The following is a 22,734-nucleotide window of genomic DNA, read 5'->3' on the forward strand; positions in this document are numbered from 1 at the left end:
CACATGAGAATGCGTAAAGCGAAGGCCCTCAGCGCTCTCGCGCTGCTGAGCGCCGCCGCCCTGGCGATCGCCGGGTGCGCGCCGGGCAACACCGCCGCTCCGTCGGCGAACCCCGAGGATCAGAACTCGCTGCCGTCGACCGCGTGGGTGCGCGCCGATGCCGCAGACGTCAAGGACGGCGGCACGCTGACTCTCGCGGTCGACTCCATGCCCGTGAACTGGAACAACTTCCAGATCGATGGCAACGAGGCCAACACGAACAACATCGTCGCCGCGATGCAGGGTGGGCCCATCCGCATCGGCGAGGACGGCAAGCCGATCGTCGATCAGAACTACGCCTCCTCCGTCGAGCTGACCAGTTCGGACCCCCAGAAGGTCGAGATCAAGCTCAACCCGGATGCCAAGTGGGAAGACGGCACGCCCATCACGGTGGCCGACTACCAGGCGACCTGGAAGGCCAACAACGGCAGCAACCCCGCGTACGTGGTCATCTCGACCACCGGGTGGGACCAGATCTCGTCCGTCGAGCAGGGCACCGACCAGTTCGACGTCGTCATCACCTTCTCGTCGGTCTTCGCCGACTGGCAGAGCCTCTTCGGCCAGGTCCTGCCCGCGAGTGTCGCCAACGACCCGAACACCTTCAACACCGGCTACCTCACGAAGGCGCTTCCGTCATCGGGTCCCTTCAAGCTCGCGAGCTTCGACTCGACGGCCGGTGTGGCGACGCTCGAGCGGAACCCCAACTGGTGGGGCGCCAAGCCCAAGCTCGACTCGGTCGTCTTCCGCGCCGTGAGCCAGGCCCAGCAGGGCACCTCGTTCAGCAACGGTGAGATCGACGCGCTGAACATCAGCTCCAACGCCGATCTCTACCAGACGGCCCAGAACGTCCCGGGTGCCGAGATCCAGGCGTCGAACGGTCTGACCTGGACGCACATCACGATGCGCGCCTCGAGCGGACCCCTCGCCGACGTCAACGTCCGCAAGGCGATCGCATCCATCGTCAACCGCAGTCAGATCGCCACCAACGCGAACTCGCCGGTCGGCGTCCCCGCCATCACGCAGGGCAGCTACATCTTCATGCCCGGCCAGGACGGCTACACCGACGACTCGCTTCCGTACGACGTCGACGCGGGCACCAAGTACCTCGAGGCCGCCGGCTACACCAAGAACGGCGACTCGTGGACGAAGGACGGCACCGCGCTGTCGTTCAAGGTGACGGTCCCGGCCGACACGACGACGAACATCCAGCGCGCCGAGCAGATCCAGGCGGACCTCGCCGAGGTCGGCATCCCGGTCGAGCTCGTCTCGGTTCCCGTCGGCAGCTACTTCTCGGACTACATCATCAAGGGTGACTTCGAGATGGTGACGTTCTCGTGGCAGGGCACCGCGTACCCGATCTCGTCGAGCCGTTCACTGTTCACGCCGGTCGACTCGGCGCAGAACTACACCGGCGTCGCCGACCCGCGCCTGGACGCCCTGTGGGAGAAGGCCAACTCCGAGCTCGACCCCGCTGCGCGTCAGCAGACCGCGCAGGAGATCAACAAGGTGCTCTGGGAGTCCGTGCCGATCATCCCGATCGCGCCGCTGCCGAACGTCTACGCCGTCAAGCAGGGCCTCGTGAACTGGGGAGCCACCCAGTTCGAGACCATCGACTGGACGATCGTGGGCTTCGCGAACTCCTGATCCGCTGACGGAAAGGGGCGGGATCCTGCGGGATTCCGCCCCTTTTCCGTGCGTTCCCGTTACCTGTGCGTCTCCTGCCCGGGAGTGTCGTAGGCGCCCGGTAGACTAAGGACGCCCGATTCCGGGCATCACCCCGAATTTTCCTGGAGACCCTCCATGGCGCACGCCCTTCGTCCTGACCTCCGTAACGTCGCGATCGTCGCGCACGTCGACCACGGCAAGACGACCCTCGTCGACGCCATGCTCCGCCAGACCGGCTCGTTCGGCGACCACGCGCACGTCGAAGAGCGCGCTATGGACTCGAACGACCTCGAGCGCGAAAAGGGCATCACGATCCTCGCCAAGAACACGGCGATCACCTACAACGGCGTGCACAGCGACGTTCCGGTGACGATCAACGTGATCGACACCCCCGGCCACGCCGACTTCGGTGGCGAGGTCGAGCGCGGCCTGTCGATGGTCGACGGCGTGGTGCTGCTCGTCGACGCGTCCGAGGGCCCGCTGCCCCAGACCCGCTTCGTGCTGCGCAAGGCCCTCGAGGCCAAGCTTCCCGTCATCCTGCTGGTCAACAAGACCGACCGCCCCGACGCGCGCATCGCCGAGGTCGAAGAAGAGGCGCACGACCTGCTGCTGGGCCTCGCGTCCGACCTGGTCGACGATGTGCCCGACCTCGACGTCGACGCCCTGCTCGACGTTCCCGTCGTCTACGCCTCGGGCCGCGCGGGTGCCGCGTCGCTCAACCGCCCCGACAACGGCTCGCTGCCCGACAACGAAGACCTCGAGCCGCTCTTCGGCGCGATCCTCGAGCACGTTCCGGCTCCCGCCTACGACGACGAGGCGCCCCTGCAGGCCTGGGTCACCAACCTCGACTCCTCGCCGTTCCTCGGTCGCCTCGCTCTGCTGCGCGTGTTCAACGGCACGCTCAAGAAGGGCCAGACCGTGGCCTGGGTGCGTGCCGACGGCACCACCAGCAACGCCCGCGTCACCGAGCTGCTGAAGACCCGCGCCCTCGAGCGCTACCCGGCCGAAGACGCCGGCCCCGGTGATATCGTCGCCATCGCCGGTTTCCCCGACATCACCATCGGCGAGACCATCGCCGACCCCGAGGACGTGCGCCCGCTGAAGGCGATCACCGTCGACGACCCGGCCATCTCGATGACCATCGGCACCAACACCTCGCCCCTCATGGGCAAGGTCAAGGGCCACAAGCTCACCGCCCGCATGGTCAAGGACCGCCTCGACCGCGAGCTGATCGGTAACGTCTCGCTCAAGGTCGTCGACATCGGACGCCCCGACGCGTGGGAGGTCCAGGGTCGAGGCGAGCTCGCCCTGGCGATCCTCGTCGAGAACATGCGTCGCGAGGGCTTCGAGCTCACCGTCGGCAAGCCCCAGGTGGTCACCAAGCGCGGTGAAGACGGCAAGCTCAAGGAGCCCTTCGAGCACCTGACCATCGACGCTCCCGAAGAGCACCTCGGTGCGATCACGCAGCTCATGGCCGCCCGAAAGGGTCGCATGGACAACATGACGAACCACGGCACCGGCTGGGTGCGCATGGAGTTCGTCGTGCCCTCGCGCGGCCTGATCGGCTTCCGCAGCGAGTTCCTCACGATCACCCGCGGCACCGGTATCGCCAATGCGATCTCGCACGGCTACGACGACTGGGCGGGTTCGATCACGACCCGTCAGAACGGCTCGATCGTCGCCGACCGCATGGGTGTCGTCACCCCGTTCGCCATGATCGCCCTGCAGGAGCGCATGAGCTTCTTCGTGCAGCCCACCGAAGAGGTCTACGAGGGCATGGTCATCGGCGAGAACTCGCGCGCCGACGACATGGACGTCAACATCACCAAGGAGAAGAAGCTCACGAACATGCGTTCGTCGACCTCCGACTCCTTCGAGTCGATGACGCCCCCGCGCATCCTCACGCTCGAGGAGTCGCTGGAGTTCGCCCGCGACGACGAATGCGTCGAGGTCACGCCCGAGAAGGTGCGCATCCGCAAGGTCGAGCTCGACGCGACCGCGCGCGGTCGCTCCGCCTCGCGCCTGAAGCGTCAGGACGCCAACGCGTAAGCGTTCCCGTCTCGAACGGCCCCGCCCAGCCTCGTGCTCGGCGGGGCCGTTCGCTTTGCGGAGTCTGCGGGTGGGTGGCATCCGGATGCCATGGCGTGCCTGACGGCTGGGTCGTGGGTGGCGCGGCGGGGTAGGCGGCGCGTCGGGGATTCGTCCGCGGTCGGGCGCGGACCGGCGGGTGTTCAGCTGTCTCCGGACGCTCCCGCGCGCATCACCTTCGCGAGCGCTTTGCCTTTCGCCAGTTCGTCGACGACCTTGTCGAGCAGTCGGATGCGGTACATCAGCGGGTCGTCGATCTGCTCGACCCGCACTCCGCAGACCACTCCGGTGATCTCGGCGGCCTGCGGGGTGAGCCGCGCCTCGTCGAAGAGCTCGCGGAACGTGGTCGACCCCTGCGCGTGGCGGGCGAGGTCTGCGTCGTCAAAGCCGGTCAGCCAGCGGATCACCGTGTCGAGCTCGTCGGTGGTGCGCCCTTTGCGTTGGACCTTCGCGACGTACAGCGGATACACCGACGAGAAGGTCATGTCGAAGACGCGGGACATGCCAGCACGATATCCCCGCGTCCAGCCCCTGTCGACGCGGTCGTCGGGTCAGCGGGACTCGACGACGCAGACGGCGCTCATACCCGCCGTGAGCGCTTCGAAGACGTGGGGCGCGTCACCGGCGTACGAGAGGTAGTCGCCGGGTGCGAGCTCGAACGGGGCATCGGCCGGGCCGGCGAGTCCTCGACCCGAGACCATCACGAGGTGCTCGATCGTCCCCCGGGGATGCGGGTCGGATCGGCGGGGGGCTCCCGGTTCGGCCGAGAGCAGGTAGATGTCGCGGCGAGCGTGCGGGGGGCTCGCCGAGAGCAGGACGGCGATGTAGTCGGATGCCGATGAGGCCACGGCCGTACCGGCTTCGCCGGCCCGGATGAGGGTGGGGGAGTGCGCTCCCTCGTCGACGAAGTCGGCGAACGTGATCTCGAGCGCCGAGGCCAGCGCCCACAGGGTCTCCACGCTGGGGTTGCCGCCCCCGTTCTCGAGCTGCGAGACGGTGGCCTTGGCGACTCCCGCCCGCCGGGCGAGTTCCGAGACGCTGAGGTCGCGTCTCTCTCGCTCGCGGCGCAGGCTCACGGCGATGCGGTCGCTGAGGTCGCTCATGTGTTCATTATGGCAACCGGACGTTCGACTTGACGAACGCGCGTCCGATCGTTCACGATGATGTCCATGCGTTCGCTTCACCGAACACCCGAGGGCGTTGCCGCTCGGCAGGGCCTTGCCGTCGCCCTCGCCACGAGCGCGTACGGCATCTCGTTCGGCGCCCTGTCCGTGGCATCCGGTCTCGACATCTGGCAGACCTGCGTGCTGAGCCTGCTGATGTTCACCGGCGGGTCGCAGTTCGCTTTCGTCGGCGTGATCGCGGCCGGGGGAGTTGCCGCAGCCCCCGCGGCGATCGCGTCGTCGGTGCTGCTCGGGGTGCGAAACGCCGCCTACGCCATGCGCATGGCTCCGGTCGTCGCGGGGGGATTCTGGCGGAAGGCCTCGGCGACGCACTTCACGATCGACGAATCCGTCGCGGTGGGCCTCGCGCAGGACGAACCCCGAGCCCGACAGGCGGGCTTCTGGGTCACCGGCATCGCGATCTGGGTCGGCTGGAACCTCTCGACCCTCGTGGGCGCGCTCCTCGGCGACGTGCTCGGCGACCCCCGTGCCTACGGTCTCGATGCGGCAGCGGCCGCCGCGTTTCTCGCTCTGCTGTGGCCGCGTCTTCGCGGACGTCAGCCCCTGGCGGTGGCCGCGGGAGCGGCGATCGTCGCCGCGCTGCTCACCCCGTGGCTCATGCCGGGGATTCCGGTGATCGCGGCGGCGGGAGTCGCGGTCGCGGTGGGGCTGTTCGACGCCCGGCCCGCCACGCCGCCGGCGACAGGGGAGCGGATGCCATGACCCTGTGGACCGCGGTGCTCACGGCATCCATCATCTGCGTCGCCCTCAAGGCGACGGGCTATCTGCTTCCCGCTCACTGGCTCGACAAGCCGCGCCCCGCGCGGATCGCTGATCTCCTCACTGTCGCCCTGCTCTCCGCCCTCGTGATGGTGCAGACGCTCGGCGCGGGGTCGGCGGTGGTCGTGGACGCGCGACTTCCAGCGGTCGGTGTCGCGGCTCTGCTGCTCCGGGCGCGTGCTCCGTTTCTCGTCGTGGTCGCCGCGGCTGCCCTCACGGCGGCGCTGCTGCGGCTCTGGGGGTGGGCGGCGTGACGCACCCCGGCCGACCCATAGCCGTCCCGCCTAGACTCGGGCGGTGACTTCCACGATTCTTCGCGTCGTCGGCTGGGTGGTGGCTCTTCTCGTCGGAGCCTTCTACGGAGCCGCGGGCACCGTCGGCCAGGCTTTCCTCGTCGGTCCCGTGCCGATCGGCCTGATCCTCGCGACGATCGGCAGTGCGGCCCTGCTCATCGCGCTGCGCACCCTCACGGGCGACCGTGTCAACGCCCTCGCCGGGGGACTGGGGATCACCGCCGCCACCTACCTGTTCTCGCAGGTGGGGCCGGGTGGTTCCGCGATCGTCGCTGCGCCCACCGCGGGGACCGAGTGGATCCCGCTCGTGTGGACGGTCGTCGGACCCGCGCTCATGGTGCTGGTCGCGCTGTGGCCCGACTTCAGCAGGATGCAGGCGCCGGCGCGCCCGGCCGAATCCTAAGCCCGCGGGCTCGGCGGCGGAGTGGGTCGCCCCCGCACGATTAGACTGGGCGGGTGACTTACGTGATCGCCCTCCCGTGCGTCGATGTGAAAGACCGCGCCTGCATCGATGAGTGCCCTGTCGACTGCATCTACGAGGGTGAACGATCGCTCTACATCCACCCCGACGAGTGCGTCGACTGCGGTGCGTGCGAGCCGGTCTGCCCCGTCGAGGCCATCTACTACGAGGACGACCTCCCCGAGGAGTGGTCCGACTACTACAAGGCCAACGTCGAGTTCTTCGACGACATCGGCTCGCCCGGTGGTGCGGCCAAGGTCGGCGTGATAGCCAAGGACCACCCCGTCATCACCGCACTGCCCCCGCAGGCGCACTGACCCGTGGGCGTCGCCGACCTCGCCGACTACCCGTGGGACGCGGTCGCCCCGTACGCGGAACGCGCCCGACGCCACCCCGACGGCATCGTCGACCTGTCGATCGGCTCGCCCGTCGACCCGACTCCCGCCGTTGTCGCCGCGGCTCTGGCTGACGCGACAGACGCGCACGCCTACCCGCAGACCGCGGGCACCCCGGCCCTGCGCGAGGCCATCGCCGAGTGGTACCACCGCCGGCGCGGCGTCCCCGGCCTCTCGGCCGAGAACGTCCTGCCCACGGTCGGCTCGAAAGAGCTCGTGGCCCTGCTGCCCCTGCTCCTCGGTCTCGGCCCGGGCGACGCCGTCGTCCACCCGCGCGCCGCTTACCCCACCTACGAGGTCGGAGCGCGTCTCGTGGGTGCCGAGGCCGTGGCATCCGACGATCCCTCCTCGTGGCCCGCGAACGCGCGCCTGATCTGGATCAACTCACCCGGCAACCCCGACGGGCGCGTCCTCTCGACGGACGAGCTTCGGGATGCCGTGACCCGAGCGCGCGAGATCGGAGCCGTCCTGGCCTCCGACGAGTGCTACGCCGAGTTGGGCTGGGACGCCCCGTGGGATGCGCAGCCCGTCCCGAGCGTCCTCGACCCGGCTGTCGTCGACGGCGACCTCACCGACGTGCTCTCGGTCTATTCGCTGAGCAAGCAGTCGAACCTCGCGGGATATCGCGCGGCGTTCCTCGCCGGCGACCCCGCGCTCGTCTCGCGTCTGCTGACCGGGCGCAAGCATCTCGGACTCATGCCTCCCGCGCCCGTGCAGCGCGCGATGACCGTCGCCCTCGGCGACGACGAGCACGTCGCCGCGCAGCGCGAGCGCTACGCCCGCCGTCGCGCGGTCCTCAAGCCCGCCGTCGAGGCCGCCGGCTTCACGATCGACCGCAGCGAGGGCGGCCTGTACCTCTGGGCGACCGAGGGGCGCGACGCGTGGGAGAGCGTCGACCGGCTCGCCGATCTCGGCATCCTGGTGGGACCGGGGCACTTCTACGGCACCCACTTCCCGAACCACGTGCGCTTCTCGCTCACCGCGACCGACGAGCGCATCGCCGCCGCCGCGGAGCGTCTGCGCGCCTGACCAGGAGGTTCCCTCCATTCGATGGGGGCAACCTTTAGCGGTGTCATCTGTACGCCGGAGTGCCTACTAGGCTGTAAAGGCAGGTCGTCCGGGGTCATCCTCCGTGCGCCCCGCCGACCCGGATGCCATTCCCGTGGCATTCAGCGGGCGAGAAGATCGCGGGGTGCCGCAAGCCCCGCGGTCGACCACACGGGCGACCAGAAATCGCAAGGAGGCGCGGTGAGCGACGCGGGCACGCAGCAGGACAAGGCCACTCTCACGGTAGGGGGCACCACCGCCGAATTCCCGGTCCTGCGAGGCACCGACGGCGTTCCGAGCATCGACATCGCGTCGCTGACGAAGCAGACCGGTCACACCACGCTCGACTACGGCTTCGTCAACACGGCCTCGACGAAGTCCGACATCACCTACATCGACGGCGACCAGGGCATCCTCCGCTATCGCGGGTACCCCATCGAGCAGCTGGCGAAGAACAGCACCTACCTCGAGGTCGCCTGGCTGCTCATCTACGGCGAGCTGCCCTCGGCATCCGAGCTCGCGTCGTTCGACGAGCGGATCCGCCGTCACACGCTGCTGCACGAAGACCTCAAGAGCCTCTTCTCGGCGCTGCCGCCCACCGCGCACCCCATGTCGGTGCTCTCGGCGGCGACCGCGGCCCTCTCGACCTACTACGAGGCCGAGTCCGACCCGCACAACCCCGAGCACGTCGAGCTCAACACGGTCCGCATGCTCGCGAAGCTCCCCGTGATCGCGGCCTACGCGCACAAGAAGAGCATCGGACAGGCGTTCCTGTACCCCGACAACTCCCTGGGCTTCGTCGACAACTTCCTCAAGCTCAACTTCGGTGTGCACAGCGAGCCCTTCGAGGCCAACCCGGTCATGACGAAGGCCCTCGACCTGCTGCTGATGCTGCACGAGGACCACGAGCAGAACGCCTCGACCTCGACCGTGCGCCTGGTCGGTTCGACCGGAGCGAACCAGTTCGCGTCAATCTCCGCCGGCATCCAGGCGCTGTCCGGCCCCCTGCACGGTGGCGCGAACGAAGCCGTCCTGCAGATGCTCGCGCGCATCCGCGACTCGGGCGAGAGCGTCGAGCGCTTCGTCGAGCGGGTGAAGAACAAGGAGCAGGGCGTCAAGCTCATGGGCTTCGGTCACCGCGTCTACAAGAACTACGACCCGCGCGCGAAGCTCGTCAAAGAGTCGGCCGACGAGGTGCTCACCGCACTCGGCGTCAGCGACCCGCTGCTCGACCTCGCCAAGGAGCTCGAGCAGATCGCCCTCGAGGATGACTACTTCAAGGAGCGTCGCCTTTACCCGAACGTCGACTTCTACACCGGCGTGATCTACAAGGCGATGGGCTTCCCCACGCGCATGTTCACGGTGCTGTTCGCGATCGGCCGTCTGCCCGGCTGGCTCGCCCAGTGGCGCGAGGCGATCAGCGACCCCCAGACGAAGATCGGCCGCCCGCAGCAGCTGTACACGGGTGCCGCCGAGCGCAACTACCCCGGCGTCTGACCGCCACGCGGAACGCCCCGTCCCTCTCGCGAGGGGCGGGGCGTTCCGCTTTACGCCGTGATGTGCGGCGAACGATGCACGCGGCGGTGGACGGACCCCGCGATAAACGCCGTCCGTGTCGAGACACGTGGTGTCGCGGCGTGTATCGGCAGGAACGGCGTTTATCGGGCCGGAGAGGGATGCCGCGACTCTCGGCCGCGGTCTCGACGCACAGGAGCGGGGCGGACGTCGGCGCGGCTCAGCCCGTGGTGAGACCGCCCACGACCCGGGCGATGCGGGAACGTCGCTCGGCGCGTGCGCCAAGGGCGGTGTCCATGTCGATCGGAACGAACCGGGTGCGCGTGCCGGGAGCGGCGCGAGCGACAAGGTCCATGTCGGCGCTAATGACAGTGGCGACCATCGCGTAGCCGCCGCCCGACACTGCGTCGCGGTGCAGCACGATCGGCTGCGTACCGCCCGGGATCTGGATCGAGCCGACCGCGTACCCGGCGTCGACGATGTTCGAGGGGTCCTGACCCGCCCCGAAGGGCTGTTCGCGTTCCCTCCACTCGACGCCGGGACCCGAGTAGCGCAGTCCCATGCGGTCGGCGGTCGGGGTGAGCGTCCAGTCCTCCTCGACGAGGCGACGGCGCCCCTCGCTCGAGAGCAGGTGGTCGTAGAGGCCGAACATGATGCGCACCTCCTGCTCGCGAGAGAAGACGGGCCTGTCGGACTCGGCGATGGTGTCGCCGGCGGGTAGCGGGTGGGTGGGCTCGAGGGTCTCCACGACGTCTCCGGCACGCAGCGCGCGGCCCTCGATTCCGCCGATCCCGCCGATCGCGTAGGTCGAGCGACTCCCCAGGGCGAGAGGAACATCGATCCCGCCGCGCAGGGCGATGAAGAATCGCGTGCCGCCCTGGATGACGCCGAACGACAGTTCGTCGCCCGCCTCGAGCTGCAGACGCGTCCAGGCGGGGCGCGGCGCACCGTTCACGTGGACCTCGATGGGCGCGCCCGTGACGGCGATCTCGATCGGAGCGGTCGCGGCGATGACCGGGCCCATGTACGCGCACTCGAGCACGGCCGCCTCGGGACCATTGCCGACGAGCGCGTTCGCGAGGCGCGCTGACTCCTGGTCCATCGCCCCGCCCTGCGGGAACCCCAGCGCGTAATGCCCGATGCGACCGAGGTCTTGAACGGTGGTGGCCAGCCCGGGCTGGCGGATTTCACATGCCATCGAGAACCTCGATCATCGTGCGGTTGGCGGCGAGCGGGTCGGCGAGCGTGGCGCCGAGCGAGAAGGTGACGGGAGCCTGACGGTAGCGGTAGGTGCCAGCCTCGACGTCATCCTGGATGCGGGTGTACTCCGCCTCGTCCACGGGGTGGAAGCGCACGATGTCTCCGGCGCGGAAGAGCACGGACGACTCGGCGAAGTCGGGCAGCGTCTGCTCGGGCTGATAGATGGGTGGGGCGACGATGCCGAACATCTGGTAGCCGCCCGCCCCGCGGACCGAGTAGATCGCCCCGAAGCACCCGCCGTGACCGAGAGTCAGCCGGGGCGTGTCGGTGCGCGGGCTGAGGTACTTCGGCACCTCCAGCTGCTGCTCGCGATCGACGAGTTGGTACAGGAACGGAAGCCCCGCCACGAAGCCGACCATCGACACCAGCCACGGTTGGGAGTGATGGCGTCGGATGAACTCCGCCTTGTCGCTGAGCCCGTTCACCCGTGCCGCGTAGTCGAGGTCGCCCGACGACGGGTCCTGGTGGTACCCCTCGCGGAAGCGCTGCGCGGTCTCGGCGGTGAAGGGATCGTCGTACCAGACGGGCACCTCGATGATCCGCGTGCGCAGAACGTCGTCGGCATCCGTCACGCCGGCCTCGATCTCTCGGACGACCCTCTCGAGCGTCCCCGCCGAGAGCACATCGGGATCGAAGCGGATGAGCAACGACGCGTTCGCGGGGCAGATGTCGATCACCCCCGGCAGGGCGCGGTCGGCGACCCCGCGCGCGATGGTCATCGCGCGGAAGTTGGCGGCGAGACCCATCGCCTCGTCGATCTCGGCGAAGAGGAACTCATCCCCTCCCCAGGTCAGACGGGCGGGGGCGATCGAGACATCGGTCATGAGCGGTTCCACGCTTCCGGTTCGGCTTCGATGAACGTCGTGTAGTGCGCCACGTCCCGGAACGCGGGGGCGTCCACGAGAGCGCGATGGAGGGGGAGGGTCGTCTGGATGCCGTCGATCACGGTGTCCGCGAGAGCGCTCGACATGGCGCGGATCGCCGTGTCGCGATCGTCGGCGTGCACGATGAGCTTCGCCACGAGCGAGTCGTAGAACGGTGTCACCACCGAGCCCGTGCGGAAGCCGGCATCCATCCGCACCCCCTCGGGCCACGAGAAGCGCTCGATCGTGCCGGGGCTCGGGAAGAACCCGCGCGCGGGGTCCTCGGCGTTGATGCGGCATTCGATCGCGTGGCCGTTCAGTTCGACCAGGTCCTGCGTCAGCGAGAGCGGCTCGCCATCGGCGATGCGCAGCTGCTCTGCCACCAGATCGAGCCCGGTCAGCGTCTCGGTGACGGGATGCTCCACCTGGAGACGCGTGTTCATCTCGATGAAGAACGCGTCTCCGGATGCCGGATCGTAGAGGAACTCGACGGTTCCGGCCCCGGAGTATCCGCACGCGCGGGCCAGGTCGACCGACGATCGGCGGATGCGTTCGCGCGTGGCGTCGGGGAGTCCCGGCGCCGGTGCCTCCTCGAGGACCTTCTGCGATCGACGCTGCATCGAGCAGTCGCGGTCGCCGAGGTGGATGGCATCCCGACCGTCTCCGAGGATCTGCACCTCGACGTGCCGGGCGTGATTCACGAAGCGCTCGAGGTACACCGCGTCGTCGCCGAACGAGGCGCGGGCTTCGCTGCGGGCGATGGAGAGCGCCTCGTCGAACTCGTCGGGGGAGCGGACGAGACGGATGCCGCGGCCCCCGCCGCCCGCGCGCGCCTTGATCAGGAGGGGGAAGCCCACGGCGGCGGCCGCAGCCGGCGCGTCGTCGTCGTCGCCCAGGGCTCCGTCGCTGCCTGGGAGGGTGGGGACGGCGGCCGCTCGTGCGGCGACGATCGCGCGGGCCTTGTCGCCCATCAGCTCGATGGTCGTGGGATCGGGACCCACCCACACCAGTCCGGCGTCGATCACCCGGCGGGCGAAGCCAGCGTTCTCGCTGAGAAAGCCGTAGCCGGGGTGGATCGCGTCCGCGCCGTGGGTGCGGGCCGCGGCGAGGATGGCGTCTTGCGAGAGGTAGGACTGTGCGGCGGGGGCCGGGCCGATCACGGCGACCGCGTCCACGACCTCGGTGATGAGGGCCTCGCGGTCCGCCTCCGACACCACGGCGACGGTCTCGATGCCGAGGGTGCGCGCGGTGCGGGCGATGCGCACGGCGATCTCCCCTCGGTTGGCGATGAGCAGACGCTTCATGTTCACGTCTCGGAGATGGTGACGATCACGTCGCCCGGGTTGACCGCGCCGTTGTCGGCGACGAGGAACTCGCCCACGACCCCGGCAACGGGCGCGGGGATCTCGGAGAACTGCTTCATGATCTCGATGACGCCGATCGTCTGGCCGGCCTCGACGGTGTCGCCCGTCTCGATGTAGGGGTCCTTGCCCGGACCCGGACGGCGATAGAACACACCGGGAAGCGGCGAGATGATGTCGGTCATGCGTTGTCTCCTTCAGGGGACGTGGTGGAGCGGTCGTGATCGTCGAGGACCTCGCGAACGGCGCGGGCCACGACGACGGCGGAGGGTGCGTCGGAGTGGACGCACACGGTCTGGAAGCTCAGGGTCAACGGGGTGCCGTCGGCGGCGGCGACGGTCTCGCCTCGAGTGGCGCGAGAGACGCGCTCGGCGGCCGCGGCCGGATCGGTCTCGTGCGCGGACCGCGTGAGGATGAGTCGAGCGCGGGCGTCGTAGTCCATGTCGACGTACATCTCGGCGACGAAGTCCACGCCCTCTTCGCGGCACACGCTTTCGTGGGCGGTGCCCGCCAATCCGAGGAACGGAACCTCGAAAGCCTTAGTGGCACGAGCGGCGGCACGCATGAGCTCGGGATCGTCGGCGAGCATTCCCCACAGGGCGCCGTGGGGCTTGATGTGCGACAGCGGCTGCCCGGCGCGCTCGAGGAAGCCGCAGAGGGCTCCCACCTGGTAGGTGAAGAGGTCGTCGACCTCGTCGGGGGTCAGCGCCATGCGTCGCCGCCCGAAGCCGACGAGGTCGGGAAGGCCGGGGTGCGCGCCGACGCGTACCCCGTGCTCCGCGGCGAGTGAGACCGTCGTCCGCATGACCTGGGGGTCGCCGGCGTGGAATCCGCACGCGACGTTGATGAGGTCGACGAGAGGCATGAGGTCCGCGTCGTACCCGAAGCGGTGCAGACCGATGCCCTCGCCCATATCGGCGTTGATCGTGAAGTGCTGGGACATTCCCACAGAGTACGTTTACGGGATGCCGGGTCCTCTCGGCCGTATGCTCAACATCGACTGTTCGATTGTTCAAGGTGCACAACGTGTTCCGGTCGACGGCGGGGGAGGACGGCGCGAATGCGACTCGCGGACCTCATCGGCGACGAGATTCTCGGACTCCGTCTTGTCGGCGACCCGCCGTCGGATCGTCTCGAGCGCAACGTCACGGGCTGCTCGCAGTCCGAGCTGATGGACCCCTCGCCGTACCTGGCCCGGGGTGAGCTCGTTCTCACTCTCGGAATGGGGATGAACGTCCGTGACGTGCGCACCTGGGACGCGTACGTCGAGCGGATCGTGAGCGCGGGAGCGACCGCCCTGGGGTTCGGACTCGGCCCGGTGCACGCCTCGATCCCGGAGGGACTCGCCCTCGCGTGTTCGCACTACAACCTGCCCCTGATCGAGCTCGCCCCCGACTTTCCGCTGATCAAGCTGTCTCGCCACGTCTGGCAGGAGCTCGCCGCCGAGCGCTACGAGATCGCCCGCCGTGGGTGGGAGCTCGCCGACGACTGCATCCACGAGGCGACCGAAGGGGCGCCCCTCAATCAACTCCTGCGCCGGCTCAGCGACACGGTCGGCGGACGCGTTCAGCTGCTCGATCCCGCGGGGTTCGAGATCGGTGCCGCGGGCGAGTCGCGAAACGAGCCCGGCCGCACCACGCGGGCGAGACTCCGCCTGCCCGGCGGTGAGCACCAGCATTTCCAGCTGGCTGTCGAAGCGCGCGACGAGACGATGCTGCTCCAGCCGCTTCTGGGACCGGCGCTCGCCGTCGTGGCGATGCAGTTGTCGAACACCCTGACGGCCCGCTCACCGATGCACTCGCAGTCGGCCGGGGTGTTCTTCCAGACGTTGCTCGACGCGCGCACCGACCTCGAGCATCAGCGCGCGGCGGCCGTCTCCGCCGGGTTCGTCCCCGAGGCGCCGTGGGACGCGGTGACGGTGCGGCGGCCCGAGGAGGTCTCGCTGGCGACGCTGCGCCTGCTGACCTGGAGGCTGCGGGTGCTCCTGGAGCGGGAGTACGCCCGCGTCCGGTTCTACGACGAAGCCGATCGGGCGACGCTGCTCGCGCAGGGTGCGCGCAACGACCGCCCTCTCGGGGACGTCCTCGCCGAGGTCTCCGACGTCGAGACGGGGCTCGACGTGCGTTTCAACCGGGACCTCGCATTCGATGAGATCGCGATCGCCCTGCAGGTCTCGCGGCGCGCACCGATGCAGTCGGGAGTCGCGCCGGCACCGGTCGCCGATCTGCTCTCGTTGGTCGAGGGCTTGCCGCGAACGGGCGTGGCGACACTGGCGCGTCGCGCCCTCGAACCCCTCGCCGACGCCGAGCCGGTGCTGCTCGAGACGCTCGAGGTGTATCTCGAGACGAGCGGCTCGACGAGGGCGGTATGCGAGCGGTTGTTCATTCACCGGAACACCCTGGCGTACCGCATGCGGCGCATCGAGACGCTGCTGGGCGTAGACCTCGAAGACGGGCAGGCTCGCGCCGTCCTCCTCCTGGCGTTCCGGCTGCGCCACGCGGGGTGACGACGATCCGGTGCGGGCGGCGTTGAGCGTTCTGCACAAGACGAGGCGAGAACTGTGGCGAATAGCCCATGCGGCCGCCGCGACCCGCGTCCATAGACTCCTCCACAACTCGCCAGCGCCCCTCGGTCGTCCTCCGCTGTACGACCGGCCTCGCTGACCTTCCGAGCGAGCTCACCCGACCCTCTCCCTTGGAGGTCTCTTTGTCGTATTCGTCCTACCTCGTCCGCGACACCGATCGTGTCCCGCGGTGGTCGCTCACCATGGCCTGGTGGGCCCTGTTCTCGGCCATGTTCTGGATCTACGTCGCCGTCGCCTCCGCCGGCGCGGTGGGCCTCGGCAACACGCTCATCGGCATGGCGCTGACGGTGGCGACCTACGGAGTGGTCAACCTCGTGCTGTCGCGGTACGCCGCTCGGACGGGTCTCACCGTCGAGCTGTTCTCCCGCAGCCTGTTCGGCATCCTCGGTTCGGCCCTGGCCACCCTGATCTTCGCGGCGACGGCGATCTACTACGCCGTCTTCGAGGGCTCGATCATCGCCGTCGCCCTGCAGAAGTCTTTCGGCGGACAGATCAATCTCTGGTATCTCCTGGTCGTCGTGTACGCGATCCCGCTCGCGGTGGGCCCGGTGCAACGGTGGCTGGACCGGCTCAACGGCATCCTGCTCCCCATCTACGTCGTGGGCCTCGTCGCCGTCGTCGTCGCGGCGACCGTGCAGCACGGCGCCCCGACGGCGATCTTCGACGTCGCCGCGGCAGGGCCGCTGCCCGGCTGGCTCACCTCGTACCTCATCTACATGGGCGTCTGGATCATGATGATGTACACCTTCGATTACGCCCGTCTCGGTCGCCCGGCCGACCGGAAGTTCCACGGCACGATCACCTTCGGGTGGGTGTTCTACCTCTTCACGTTCGCGGTCAACGGACTGATCGGGATCTACGTGATCGCGGCCACGGGGCACGAGGGGAGCGAGACCGGAGTCGTCGACGCCTTCCTCGGCACGCTCGGCTTCTTCGGCCTGCTCGTGATCTTCGTGTCGCAGACGCGCATCAACACGGCCAACTACTACCTGGCCTCGACCAACCTCGATGCCTTCGCGACGCGCGTGTTCCGCCTGGCATTGCCGCGCTGGGTCTGGGTGATCGTCAGCGGCGGCATCGCGTACCTGCTCATGCTCACCAACGTCGTCACGTGGCTGTTGAAAGCGCTCGCCTGGCAGGGAGTGTTCGTCACCGCGTGGGTGACCATCGCGCTCGTCGCCATCGCGCTGACCCGCGCTTCGGGGGCGCTCCCCGAGGTGAGGCGCGATCGCCTCTCGGCCATCACCCCGGGCGCGATCGTCTGGATCGTCGCCGCGGCGGTGGGGATCGTGCTCACCGAGGTGAACGCGGGAGTCCTCACCTCGCTGGCTCCGCTCGTTACGGTGGCGATCGCCGGGGTGGGTGCCGTGCTCGTATTCCGCGCCTGGCCGCCGCGCGTCATCGACGAGGGCGGGGCGGATGCCGCCGAGTCGCTCGAGCTCGACGAGCTGCACCTGCGCTGACACAGGATTGCCGCCCCGTCTCTCTCGCGAGGGGCGGGGCGGCTCACTGTCCGCCCTTCGTCTGTCGTGGCGGGAGGGCGGATACCGCTGCTCGAGGGGGCTGTTGTCGCACGAAGCGGAACATGCCCCGCGCGAAGGGGGACGTGGGGTGGCGGGGCGGGGGAGTGGATGCCGCACCTCCCGCGCGGGGGTCGACGAGGCCACCCAGTAGGGTCGGGTCATGCCGCGTCTGATCGTCCGCCGCCCCTCCCCGTCGCTCGCCGAAGGGGAGCTGACGCACCTCGACCGCGTGCCGGTCGACGCCTCTCTCGCCCTGCAGCAGTGGCAGGGGTACGTCGATGCCTTCCGCACCCGTGGGTGGGAGATCGTCGAGATCGACCCGGCCGATGACCAGCCCGACGGGGTGTTCGTCGAGGATGCGGTCGTCGTCTTCGGCGACCTCGCCGTGCTCTGCCGGGCCGGCGCCGTCTCGCGCCGCGGTGAGGCGGAGAGCGTGCGCGCGGGGGTCACGGCATCCGGAATCGATCTTGCCGAGATCGTGGAACCCGGAACCCTCGACGGGGGCGACGTGCTCAAGGTCGGACGGACCGTCTACGTGGGCGCGTCGTCGCGGACGAACGCCGAGGGCATCGCCCAGCTGTGGGCTCTGCTCGAGCCGCATGGGTGGGAGGTGCGCGAGATCCCGGTCACGAAGGTGCTGCACCTGAAATCGGGGGTGACCGCTCTTCCCGACGGAACGGTGGTGGGGTTCGAGCCGCTGGTCGACGATTCGTCGCTGTTCCCCGTGTTCGCGGGCGTGCCCGAGGAGCACGGCACGGCCGTGGTCGTGCTCGACGACGACACGGTGCTGATGTCGGCGGACGCCCCGGCGACGGCGGAGGAGCACCGGTTCCGCGGCCTCGAGGTCGTGACCGTCGACGTGAGCGAGTTCGAGAAGCTCGAGGGCTGCGTGACCTGCCTGTCGGTGCGGGTGCGCGACTGACGCGACCGGCGCGGAGGCGGATACGCGAGCGTTTATCGGGAAAAAGGGCACAGGCGCCTGCCGTTCAGGCGTGCAGTGCCTCGTTCAGCGTGACGCCGACGCCGGCGCGGGCCGAGGCCTCGACGGCGCCGGTGAGGGAGTTGCGGCGGAACAGGATGCCGTCGCGACCCGACAGCTCGCCCGCCTTGACCGTCTCGTCGCCGACGCGCACTTTCGTGCCGGCGGTCACGTAGAGACCGGCCTCGACGACGCAGTCGTCTCCGAGCGAAATGCCGATGCCGGCGTTCGCGCCGAGCAGGGTGCGTGCTCCGATCGAGACGCGGTGCGTCCCGCCGCCCGAGAGCGTGCCCATGATCGAGGCGCCGCCGCCGATGTCGGTGCCGTCGCCGATGACGACGCCCTGAGAGACGCGGCCCTCGATCATCGAGGAGCCGAGCGTGCCGGCGTTGAAGTTGACGAAGCCCTCGTGCATGACGGTCGTGCCGGGGGAGAGGTGCGCGCCCAGGCGCACGCGCGAGGCGTCGGCGATGCGCACGCCCGCGGGCAGGACGTAGTCGGTCAGGCGCGGGAACTTGTCGAGACCCTGGAGCTGGATGCCGTGACGCTTCAACTGCGGCAGCAGGCGCTCCGCGTCGTCGGGGTGCACGGGACCCGCGTTCGTCCACGCGACGTTGGGGAGGTGACCGAAGATGCCGTCGAGGTTGATCTCGTTGGGCCGGACGAGCAGGTGCGACAGCGCGTGCAGGCGCAGGTAGGCGTCGACGGTCGAGGCGGGAGCCGCGTCGGCGTCGATCGTGAGCGACACCGTCTCGACGACGACACCACGTCGCTCGTCGGGGCCGGCGGCGGATTCGAGCGCCGCCTGCTCGGCATCCAGGTCGCCGGGGGCACCGAGGACCGGCTTCGGGAACCAGGCGTCGAGCACCGTCCCCCCGGTGGTTCGCGTCGAGAGGCCGGCAGCGCTGATGCGTCGTTCGTTGCTCACCGTCCCAGGGTAGTGGGGCACCGGCTGTGGGAAGATCGGGGCATGCCCGCGCTCGACCTCACCCAGTCCTCGGCCGCCCTGACGCGAGCCGTCTGCGACATCGACAGCGTCTCGGGAGACGAGACCCCTCTCGCGGATGCCATCGAGGCTGCCGTCTCCGCGTACCCTCACCTCGAGGTCATCCGCGATGGCGACACCATCGTCGCCCGTACCGCCCTGGGGCGCGACCGCCGGGTCGTCATCGCCGGGCACATCGACACCGTGCCGATCAACCGCAACCTCCCCGTCGAGGACCGCACGGTCGACGGCGAGGACGTCATCTGGGGCCGCGGGACGGTCGACATGAAGGCGGGCGTCGCGGTGCAGCTCAAGCTCGCCGCTGAGCTCACCGCGCCCCCGGTCGACATCACCTGGATGTGGTACGACCACGAAGAGGTCGATTCGGCGCTGAACGGCCTCGGTCGGCTCTCGCGCAACCGCCCCGACTTGTTCGAGGGCGACTTCGCGATCCTCGGCGAGCCGAGCAACGGCGAGGTCGAGGGCGGCTGCAACGGCACGCTCCGCGCCATCGTGCGCACCGAGGGAGTCCGTGCGCACAGCGCGCGATCGTGGATCGGCGAGAACGCGATCCATAAGGCGGCGCCGATCCTCGCGCGCCTGGCCGAGTACCGCGCCCGCGAGATCGAGGTCGAGGGCCTCGTCTACCGCGAGGGCTTGAACGCGGTCAGCATCTCGGGCGGGGTCGCGGGCAACGTCATCCCCGACGCGTGCGCGGTCGAGGTCAACTACCGCTTCGCGCCGAGTCGTGACGCCGCCGCCGCCACCCGCGTCGTCACCGACGTGTTCACGGGCTTCGACGTCGAGATCGTCGACGTGGCCGAGGGGGCTCGTCCCGGCCTCGACGCGGCCCTGGCGAAGGACTTCGTGGATGCCGTGGGTGCCACCCCCAAACCGAAGTACGGATGGACGGACGTGGCGCGGTTCTCGGCGCTCGGCATTCCCGCCGTCAACTACGGTCCCGGTGACCCGCACCTCGCTCATCACGACGAGGAGCGGGTTCCGATCGCGCAGATCGACGCCGTCGAGCGCGGCCTTCGTGCCTGGTTGAGCGGGTCGTGACCGCCGCGGCCACGACGCGCACGCGGGTCGGGTGGTGGGAGCGCCTGCCCGTGCCGGCGCGCATCGCCATCGTCTACGGTGCGGCGCGCGTGGTCACGACGGGCTTCTTCCTGCTGGCCTCCGCGCTGTCGGGGCCCGGGTCGCGTTACGGTGTGGCCCCCTCGCTCGAGAAGCTCGCGCTCGGGTGGGATGCGCAGTGGTACTGGCTCGCCGCGGTGTCGGGATACCCCGTCGATCTGCCCCTGGCCGCGGGCGGTCACGTCGCCGAGAACGCGTGGGCGTTCATGCCGCTGTATTCGTACCTCTCGGCCGGACTCGGATTCCTGCTCGGCTCGTGGGGCGCCGGGGCCGTCACCATCTCGTTGGCCGCGGGGTTGGGGGCGTGCCTCGTGCTGCATTCGATGCTGCGGGATCGGATCGGCGACTCCGCCGCGATGTGGGCCGTGGTCTTCTTCGCGTGCGGTCCGCTCGCCGCCCTGTTCCAGGTGGGCTACGCCGAGGCGCTGTTCCTGTTCTTCCTCTTCCTCGCCCTCCGGTGCGTGCAGCGACGTCGATGGGGCTGGCTCTATCTGCTGGTCCCGGCGATGGGGTTCACGCGCCCCGGGATCCTCGCCTTCGCCCTGTTCCTCGGGCTCTACGGGGTGTACCGCTTCGTGCGCCGACGGAAGGATCCGCTTCCGACGCGCGACATCGCGCATCTCGTGGCCCTCGGCGGACTTTCGGTCGTGGTGGGCTTCGCGTGGCAGGTGATCGCCGGGATCGTCACGGGCGACCCGGGCGCGTACCTGGCGACCGAGTTGGCGTGGCGGCGCAACTGGCTCGGGGACTCGGGGCGGGGCTTCGTCCCCTTCGACGGGTTCGTCGAGGCCGCGGGGTTCTGGTTCACCCGGTGGGGGCTCGGCGCCGTCACGGGCTACGTGTTCCTCGCGCTGATGGTGGCGGCCATCGGCGCGCTGCTGCTGTTCTCGCCGCAGGTGAAGCGACTGGGCATCGAGGTGCGGCTGTGGTCGGCGAGCTACCTCGTCTACCTGCTGCTGGTGTTCTTCCCGCAGTCCAGCATCTTCCGCCTTCTGGTGCCGATCTCGCCGCTATGGGGCGCCCTCGCGGTGCCGAGATCACGCGCGTGGCGGTTCGGCGTGCTCGCTCTCGCGCTGCTCGGACAGTGGTGGTGGATTTACAACATGTACGCCCTCGCGAACACGTATTGGCAGATTCCTTGACCCATATCCGCCCCCGCCGACCCGCCTGTACGACCCGCCACGCGGGATACCGGTAAACTTCTCAGGCAGACCAACGACGAAAAGGGGGCCGCGATGGCAGCCATGAAGCCGCGTACCGGCGACGGACCGATGGAGGCCGTGAAGGAGGGCCGGTTGATCATCGTGCGCGTGCCGCTCGAGGGTGGCGGGCGACTCGTCGTCTCGGTGAACGACGCCGAGGCGAAGGAACTCTACGACGTGCTCGGTGGTGTCGTCACCGCCTGACGACCACCGACGCAGAGAAGGCCGGCTCCCGCGGGGGTCGGCCTTCTTCGTTTACGCGGGGTTCGCGGGGAGAGGCTCAGGCCTCGGGCGGACGGGTCGTGAGCTGCAGCAGGCCCTCGCCCGTAGTCGACAGCGCGCCGATGACGGCGGGGGAGGACTGCACCTCCTGAATCAGCGAGCGGTAGGCCGTGGTCACCGCGTCGCGACGCACCGGGTCGGCGACCGCGCCGTGCGCGAGGACGCGGGGGATGAGGACGGTCCCCCCGGCGCGCACCAGACGCAGGCCGTGCTCGACGTACTCGATGACGCCCTCGGGGTCGGCGTCGATGAAGACGATGTCGTACGACGCCTCGTTCATGCGCGGGAGAACATCGGATGCCCGCCCGGTGATGAATCGCGCACGCGCGGCGGGGACGCGGGCGTCCGAGAAGGCGGAGCGCGCGGCCCCGAGGTGCTCGGGTTCGCTGTCGATCGTGGTGATCGTCGCGCGGGGCGAACCGTGCAGCAGCCAGAGGCCCGACACGCCGCCGCCGGTGCCCACCTCGACGATGTTCAGAGCACGGGATGCCGCCGAGATCACCGCGGCCTGGGCCCCGACCGCGGGGCTGATGGGCGCCGCGCCGAGCTCGAGCGCGTGCGCCCGGGCGCGAGCGATGTGCTCGGGCTCGACCGTCGACTCCTGCACGAACCGTTCGTTCGCCTCATGACCGCTCACGTGGACCTCCTCAGATCAGGCTAGACGGCGGATGGTCGCTGGACCCCCAGGCGAGGCCGGTAATCTGGAGGCATGTTCTTCGGCCTCACGATCGAGAAGCTGATGCTGATCGGTGTGATCGCAGCGGTCCTCGTCGGCCCCGAGCGTCTGCCGCGCTACGCGGAGGCGTTGGCCAAGTTCACCAAGCGCGCGAAAGAGACGCTGCAGGGTGCCCGTTCGCGCATGCGCGACGAGATGGGGCCCGAGTTCGACGACGTCGACTGGAAGAAGCTCGACCCGCGCCAGTACGACCCGCGGCGCATCATCCGCGAGGCGCTCCTCGACGACACCCCGACGGCGACGATGCGGGCCGCGGGCGCCGCAGCTCTCGCGGCGCGCGAGAAGCCGGCATCCACCCCCTTCGTGGCGGGCGAGCTGCCGCCGTTCGACGACGAGGCGACCTGACGGCTCGCCGCTCGTGCTGAGCCGCGGGG

24 protein-coding genes are annotated in these 22,734 nt (G+C 69.4%); 15 read left to right on the top strand and 9 right to left on the bottom strand.

The genetic code is table 11. The features are described 5' to 3' along the window. Window positions 1–3: 3 nt before the first annotated feature. Both QBE02_RS00430 and typA read left to right on the top strand, forming a co-directional pair. Window positions 4–1,683: an ABC transporter family substrate-binding protein gene (locus QBE02_RS00430; protein WP_279366677.1), complete on the top strand. Its 1,680-nt coding sequence runs from the start codon at window positions 4–6 to the stop codon at window positions 1,681–1,683. Window positions 1,684–1,839: 156 nt separating this feature from the next. Continuing rightward, window positions 1,840–3,753 carry a translational GTPase TypA gene (gene typA, locus QBE02_RS00435; protein WP_056230447.1) on the top strand — a complete coding sequence of 638 codons (1,914 nt, stop codon included), beginning with the start codon at window positions 1,840–1,842 and terminating at the stop codon, window positions 3,751–3,753. A gap of 182 nt (window positions 3,754–3,935) precedes the next feature. Here the strand turns inward: typA and QBE02_RS00440 are convergent, their stop codons facing one another. Beyond that, window positions 3,936–4,295, bottom strand: a complete 360-nt coding sequence (locus tag QBE02_RS00440) for a DUF2200 domain-containing protein (RefSeq protein ID WP_279366678.1) — start codon at window positions 4,293–4,295, stop codon at window positions 3,936–3,938. A gap of 48 nt (window positions 4,296–4,343) precedes the next feature. Next, window positions 4,344–4,895 carry a helix-turn-helix domain-containing protein gene (locus tag QBE02_RS00445; RefSeq protein ID WP_279366679.1) on the bottom strand — a complete coding sequence of 184 codons (552 nt, stop codon included), beginning with the start codon at window positions 4,893–4,895 and terminating at the stop codon, window positions 4,344–4,346. A 66-nt stretch (window positions 4,896–4,961) separates the two neighbouring features. Between QBE02_RS00445 and QBE02_RS00450 the strand changes: the two genes are divergently transcribed. From QBE02_RS00450 to QBE02_RS00475, 6 genes are all read left to right on the top strand, one after another. Next, complete coding sequence (locus tag QBE02_RS00450) at window positions 4,962–5,678, top strand: AzlC family ABC transporter permease (protein ID WP_279366680.1); 717 nt, start codon at window positions 4,962–4,964, stop codon at window positions 5,676–5,678. Continuing rightward, window positions 5,675–5,989 carry an AzlD domain-containing protein gene (locus QBE02_RS00455; RefSeq protein WP_279366681.1) on the top strand — a complete coding sequence of 105 codons (315 nt, stop codon included), beginning with the start codon at window positions 5,675–5,677 and terminating at the stop codon, window positions 5,987–5,989. Before QBE02_RS00450 ends, QBE02_RS00455 begins: the two co-directional genes overlap by 4 nt. A gap of 43 nt (window positions 5,990–6,032) precedes the next feature. Next, entirely contained in the window at window positions 6,033–6,431 is a 399-nt protein-coding gene (locus QBE02_RS00460) for a histidinol dehydrogenase (RefSeq protein WP_279366682.1), read from the top strand. Between the two features lie 53 nt (window positions 6,432–6,484). Next, on the top strand, window positions 6,485–6,805 hold the full coding sequence (gene fdxA, locus QBE02_RS00465; RefSeq protein WP_055836218.1) for a ferredoxin: 321 nt from the start codon (window positions 6,485–6,487) through the stop codon (window positions 6,803–6,805). Between the two features lie 3 nt (window positions 6,806–6,808). Continuing rightward, entirely contained in the window at window positions 6,809–7,912 is a 1,104-nt protein-coding gene (gene dapC / locus QBE02_RS00470; protein ID WP_279366683.1) for a succinyldiaminopimelate transaminase, read from the top strand. Window positions 7,913–8,131: 219 nt separating this feature from the next. After that, window positions 8,132–9,427, top strand: a complete 1,296-nt coding sequence (locus tag QBE02_RS00475; RefSeq protein ID WP_279366684.1) for a citrate synthase — start codon at window positions 8,132–8,134, stop codon at window positions 9,425–9,427. A gap of 238 nt (window positions 9,428–9,665) precedes the next feature. On the opposite strand, the gene QBE02_RS00480 is transcribed toward QBE02_RS00475, so the two are convergent. Genes QBE02_RS00480 through pxpA form a run of 5 tightly spaced genes read right to left on the bottom strand, consistent with a single transcriptional unit; the run spans window position 9,666 to window position 13,872 of the window. Then, window positions 9,666–10,643 carry a biotin-dependent carboxyltransferase family protein gene (locus QBE02_RS00480; RefSeq protein ID WP_279366685.1) on the bottom strand — a complete coding sequence of 326 codons (978 nt, stop codon included), beginning with the start codon at window positions 10,641–10,643 and terminating at the stop codon, window positions 9,666–9,668. Then, window positions 10,633–11,529, bottom strand: a complete 897-nt coding sequence (locus tag QBE02_RS00485; RefSeq protein WP_279366686.1) for a 5-oxoprolinase subunit B family protein — start codon at window positions 11,527–11,529, stop codon at window positions 10,633–10,635. Before QBE02_RS00485 ends, QBE02_RS00480 begins: the two co-directional genes overlap by 11 nt. Then, window positions 11,526–12,872: an acetyl-CoA carboxylase biotin carboxylase subunit gene (locus QBE02_RS00490; RefSeq protein ID WP_279366687.1), complete on the bottom strand. Its 1,347-nt coding sequence runs from the start codon at window positions 12,870–12,872 to the stop codon at window positions 11,526–11,528. Before QBE02_RS00490 ends, QBE02_RS00485 begins: the two co-directional genes overlap by 4 nt. A gap of 2 nt (window positions 12,873–12,874) precedes the next feature. Further along, entirely contained in the window at window positions 12,875–13,114 is a 240-nt protein-coding gene (locus tag QBE02_RS00495) for an acetyl-CoA carboxylase (RefSeq protein WP_279366688.1), read from the bottom strand. Continuing rightward, window positions 13,111–13,872 (bottom strand): 5-oxoprolinase subunit PxpA, encoded by a 762-nt coding sequence (pxpA, locus tag QBE02_RS00500; RefSeq protein WP_279366689.1) that lies wholly within the window; start codon window positions 13,870–13,872, stop codon window positions 13,111–13,113. Before pxpA ends, QBE02_RS00495 begins: the two co-directional genes overlap by 4 nt. 117 nt (window positions 13,873–13,989) lie before the next feature. On the opposite strand from pxpA, the gene QBE02_RS00505 reads away from it, so the two are divergent. The 3 genes from QBE02_RS00505 (at window position 13,990) to ddaH (ending at window position 17,958) form a co-directional block, all read left to right on the top strand. Continuing rightward, window positions 13,990–15,435, top strand: coding sequence for a PucR family transcriptional regulator (locus QBE02_RS00505; protein WP_279366690.1), 1,446 nt, complete (start codon window positions 13,990–13,992; stop codon window positions 15,433–15,435). A 200-nt stretch (window positions 15,436–15,635) separates the two neighbouring features. Then, window positions 15,636–16,976, top strand: a complete 1,341-nt coding sequence (locus QBE02_RS00510) for a purine-cytosine permease family protein (RefSeq protein WP_279366691.1) — start codon at window positions 15,636–15,638, stop codon at window positions 16,974–16,976. Between the two features lie 220 nt (window positions 16,977–17,196). Further along, window positions 17,197–17,958 (top strand): dimethylargininase, encoded by a 762-nt coding sequence (gene ddaH / locus QBE02_RS00515; RefSeq protein ID WP_279366692.1) that lies wholly within the window; start codon window positions 17,197–17,199, stop codon window positions 17,956–17,958. Window positions 17,959–18,022: 64 nt separating this feature from the next. On the opposite strand, the gene dapD is transcribed toward ddaH, so the two are convergent. After that, window positions 18,023–18,943: a 2,3,4,5-tetrahydropyridine-2,6-dicarboxylate N-succinyltransferase gene (dapD, locus tag QBE02_RS00520; protein WP_279366693.1), complete on the bottom strand. Its 921-nt coding sequence runs from the start codon at window positions 18,941–18,943 to the stop codon at window positions 18,023–18,025. Window positions 18,944–18,985: 42 nt separating this feature from the next. On the opposite strand from dapD, the gene dapE reads away from it, so the two are divergent. The 3 genes from dapE to QBE02_RS00535 all read left to right on the top strand — a co-directional run bounded on the left by dapE (window position 18,986) and on the right by QBE02_RS00535 (window position 21,546). Beyond that, on the top strand, window positions 18,986–20,062 hold the full coding sequence (dapE, locus tag QBE02_RS00525; RefSeq protein WP_279366694.1) for a succinyl-diaminopimelate desuccinylase: 1,077 nt from the start codon (window positions 18,986–18,988) through the stop codon (window positions 20,060–20,062). Further along, window positions 20,059–21,282, top strand: a complete 1,224-nt coding sequence (locus tag QBE02_RS00530) for a hypothetical protein (RefSeq protein WP_279366695.1) — start codon at window positions 20,059–20,061, stop codon at window positions 21,280–21,282. Before dapE ends, QBE02_RS00530 begins: the two co-directional genes overlap by 4 nt. Window positions 21,283–21,375: 93 nt before the next feature. Continuing rightward, a complete protein-coding gene (locus QBE02_RS00535) occupies window positions 21,376–21,546 on the top strand; it encodes a DUF3117 domain-containing protein (protein ID WP_074615842.1) in 171 nt (56 codons plus the stop codon). A 76-nt stretch (window positions 21,547–21,622) separates the two neighbouring features. On the opposite strand, the gene QBE02_RS00540 is transcribed toward QBE02_RS00535, so the two are convergent. Then, on the bottom strand, window positions 21,623–22,261 hold the full coding sequence (locus QBE02_RS00540) for an O-methyltransferase (RefSeq protein WP_056230467.1): 639 nt from the start codon (window positions 22,259–22,261) through the stop codon (window positions 21,623–21,625). A gap of 72 nt (window positions 22,262–22,333) precedes the next feature. Between QBE02_RS00540 and QBE02_RS00545 the strand changes: the two genes are divergently transcribed. Next, window positions 22,334–22,705, top strand: coding sequence for a hypothetical protein (locus QBE02_RS00545; RefSeq protein WP_056230469.1), 372 nt, complete (start codon window positions 22,334–22,336; stop codon window positions 22,703–22,705). Window positions 22,706–22,734 lie beyond the last annotated feature (29 nt).

It is taken from the genome of Microbacterium testaceum (assembly GCF_029761935.1).
Lineage (GTDB): Bacteria > Actinomycetota > Actinomycetes > Actinomycetales > Microbacteriaceae > Microbacterium > Microbacterium testaceum_A.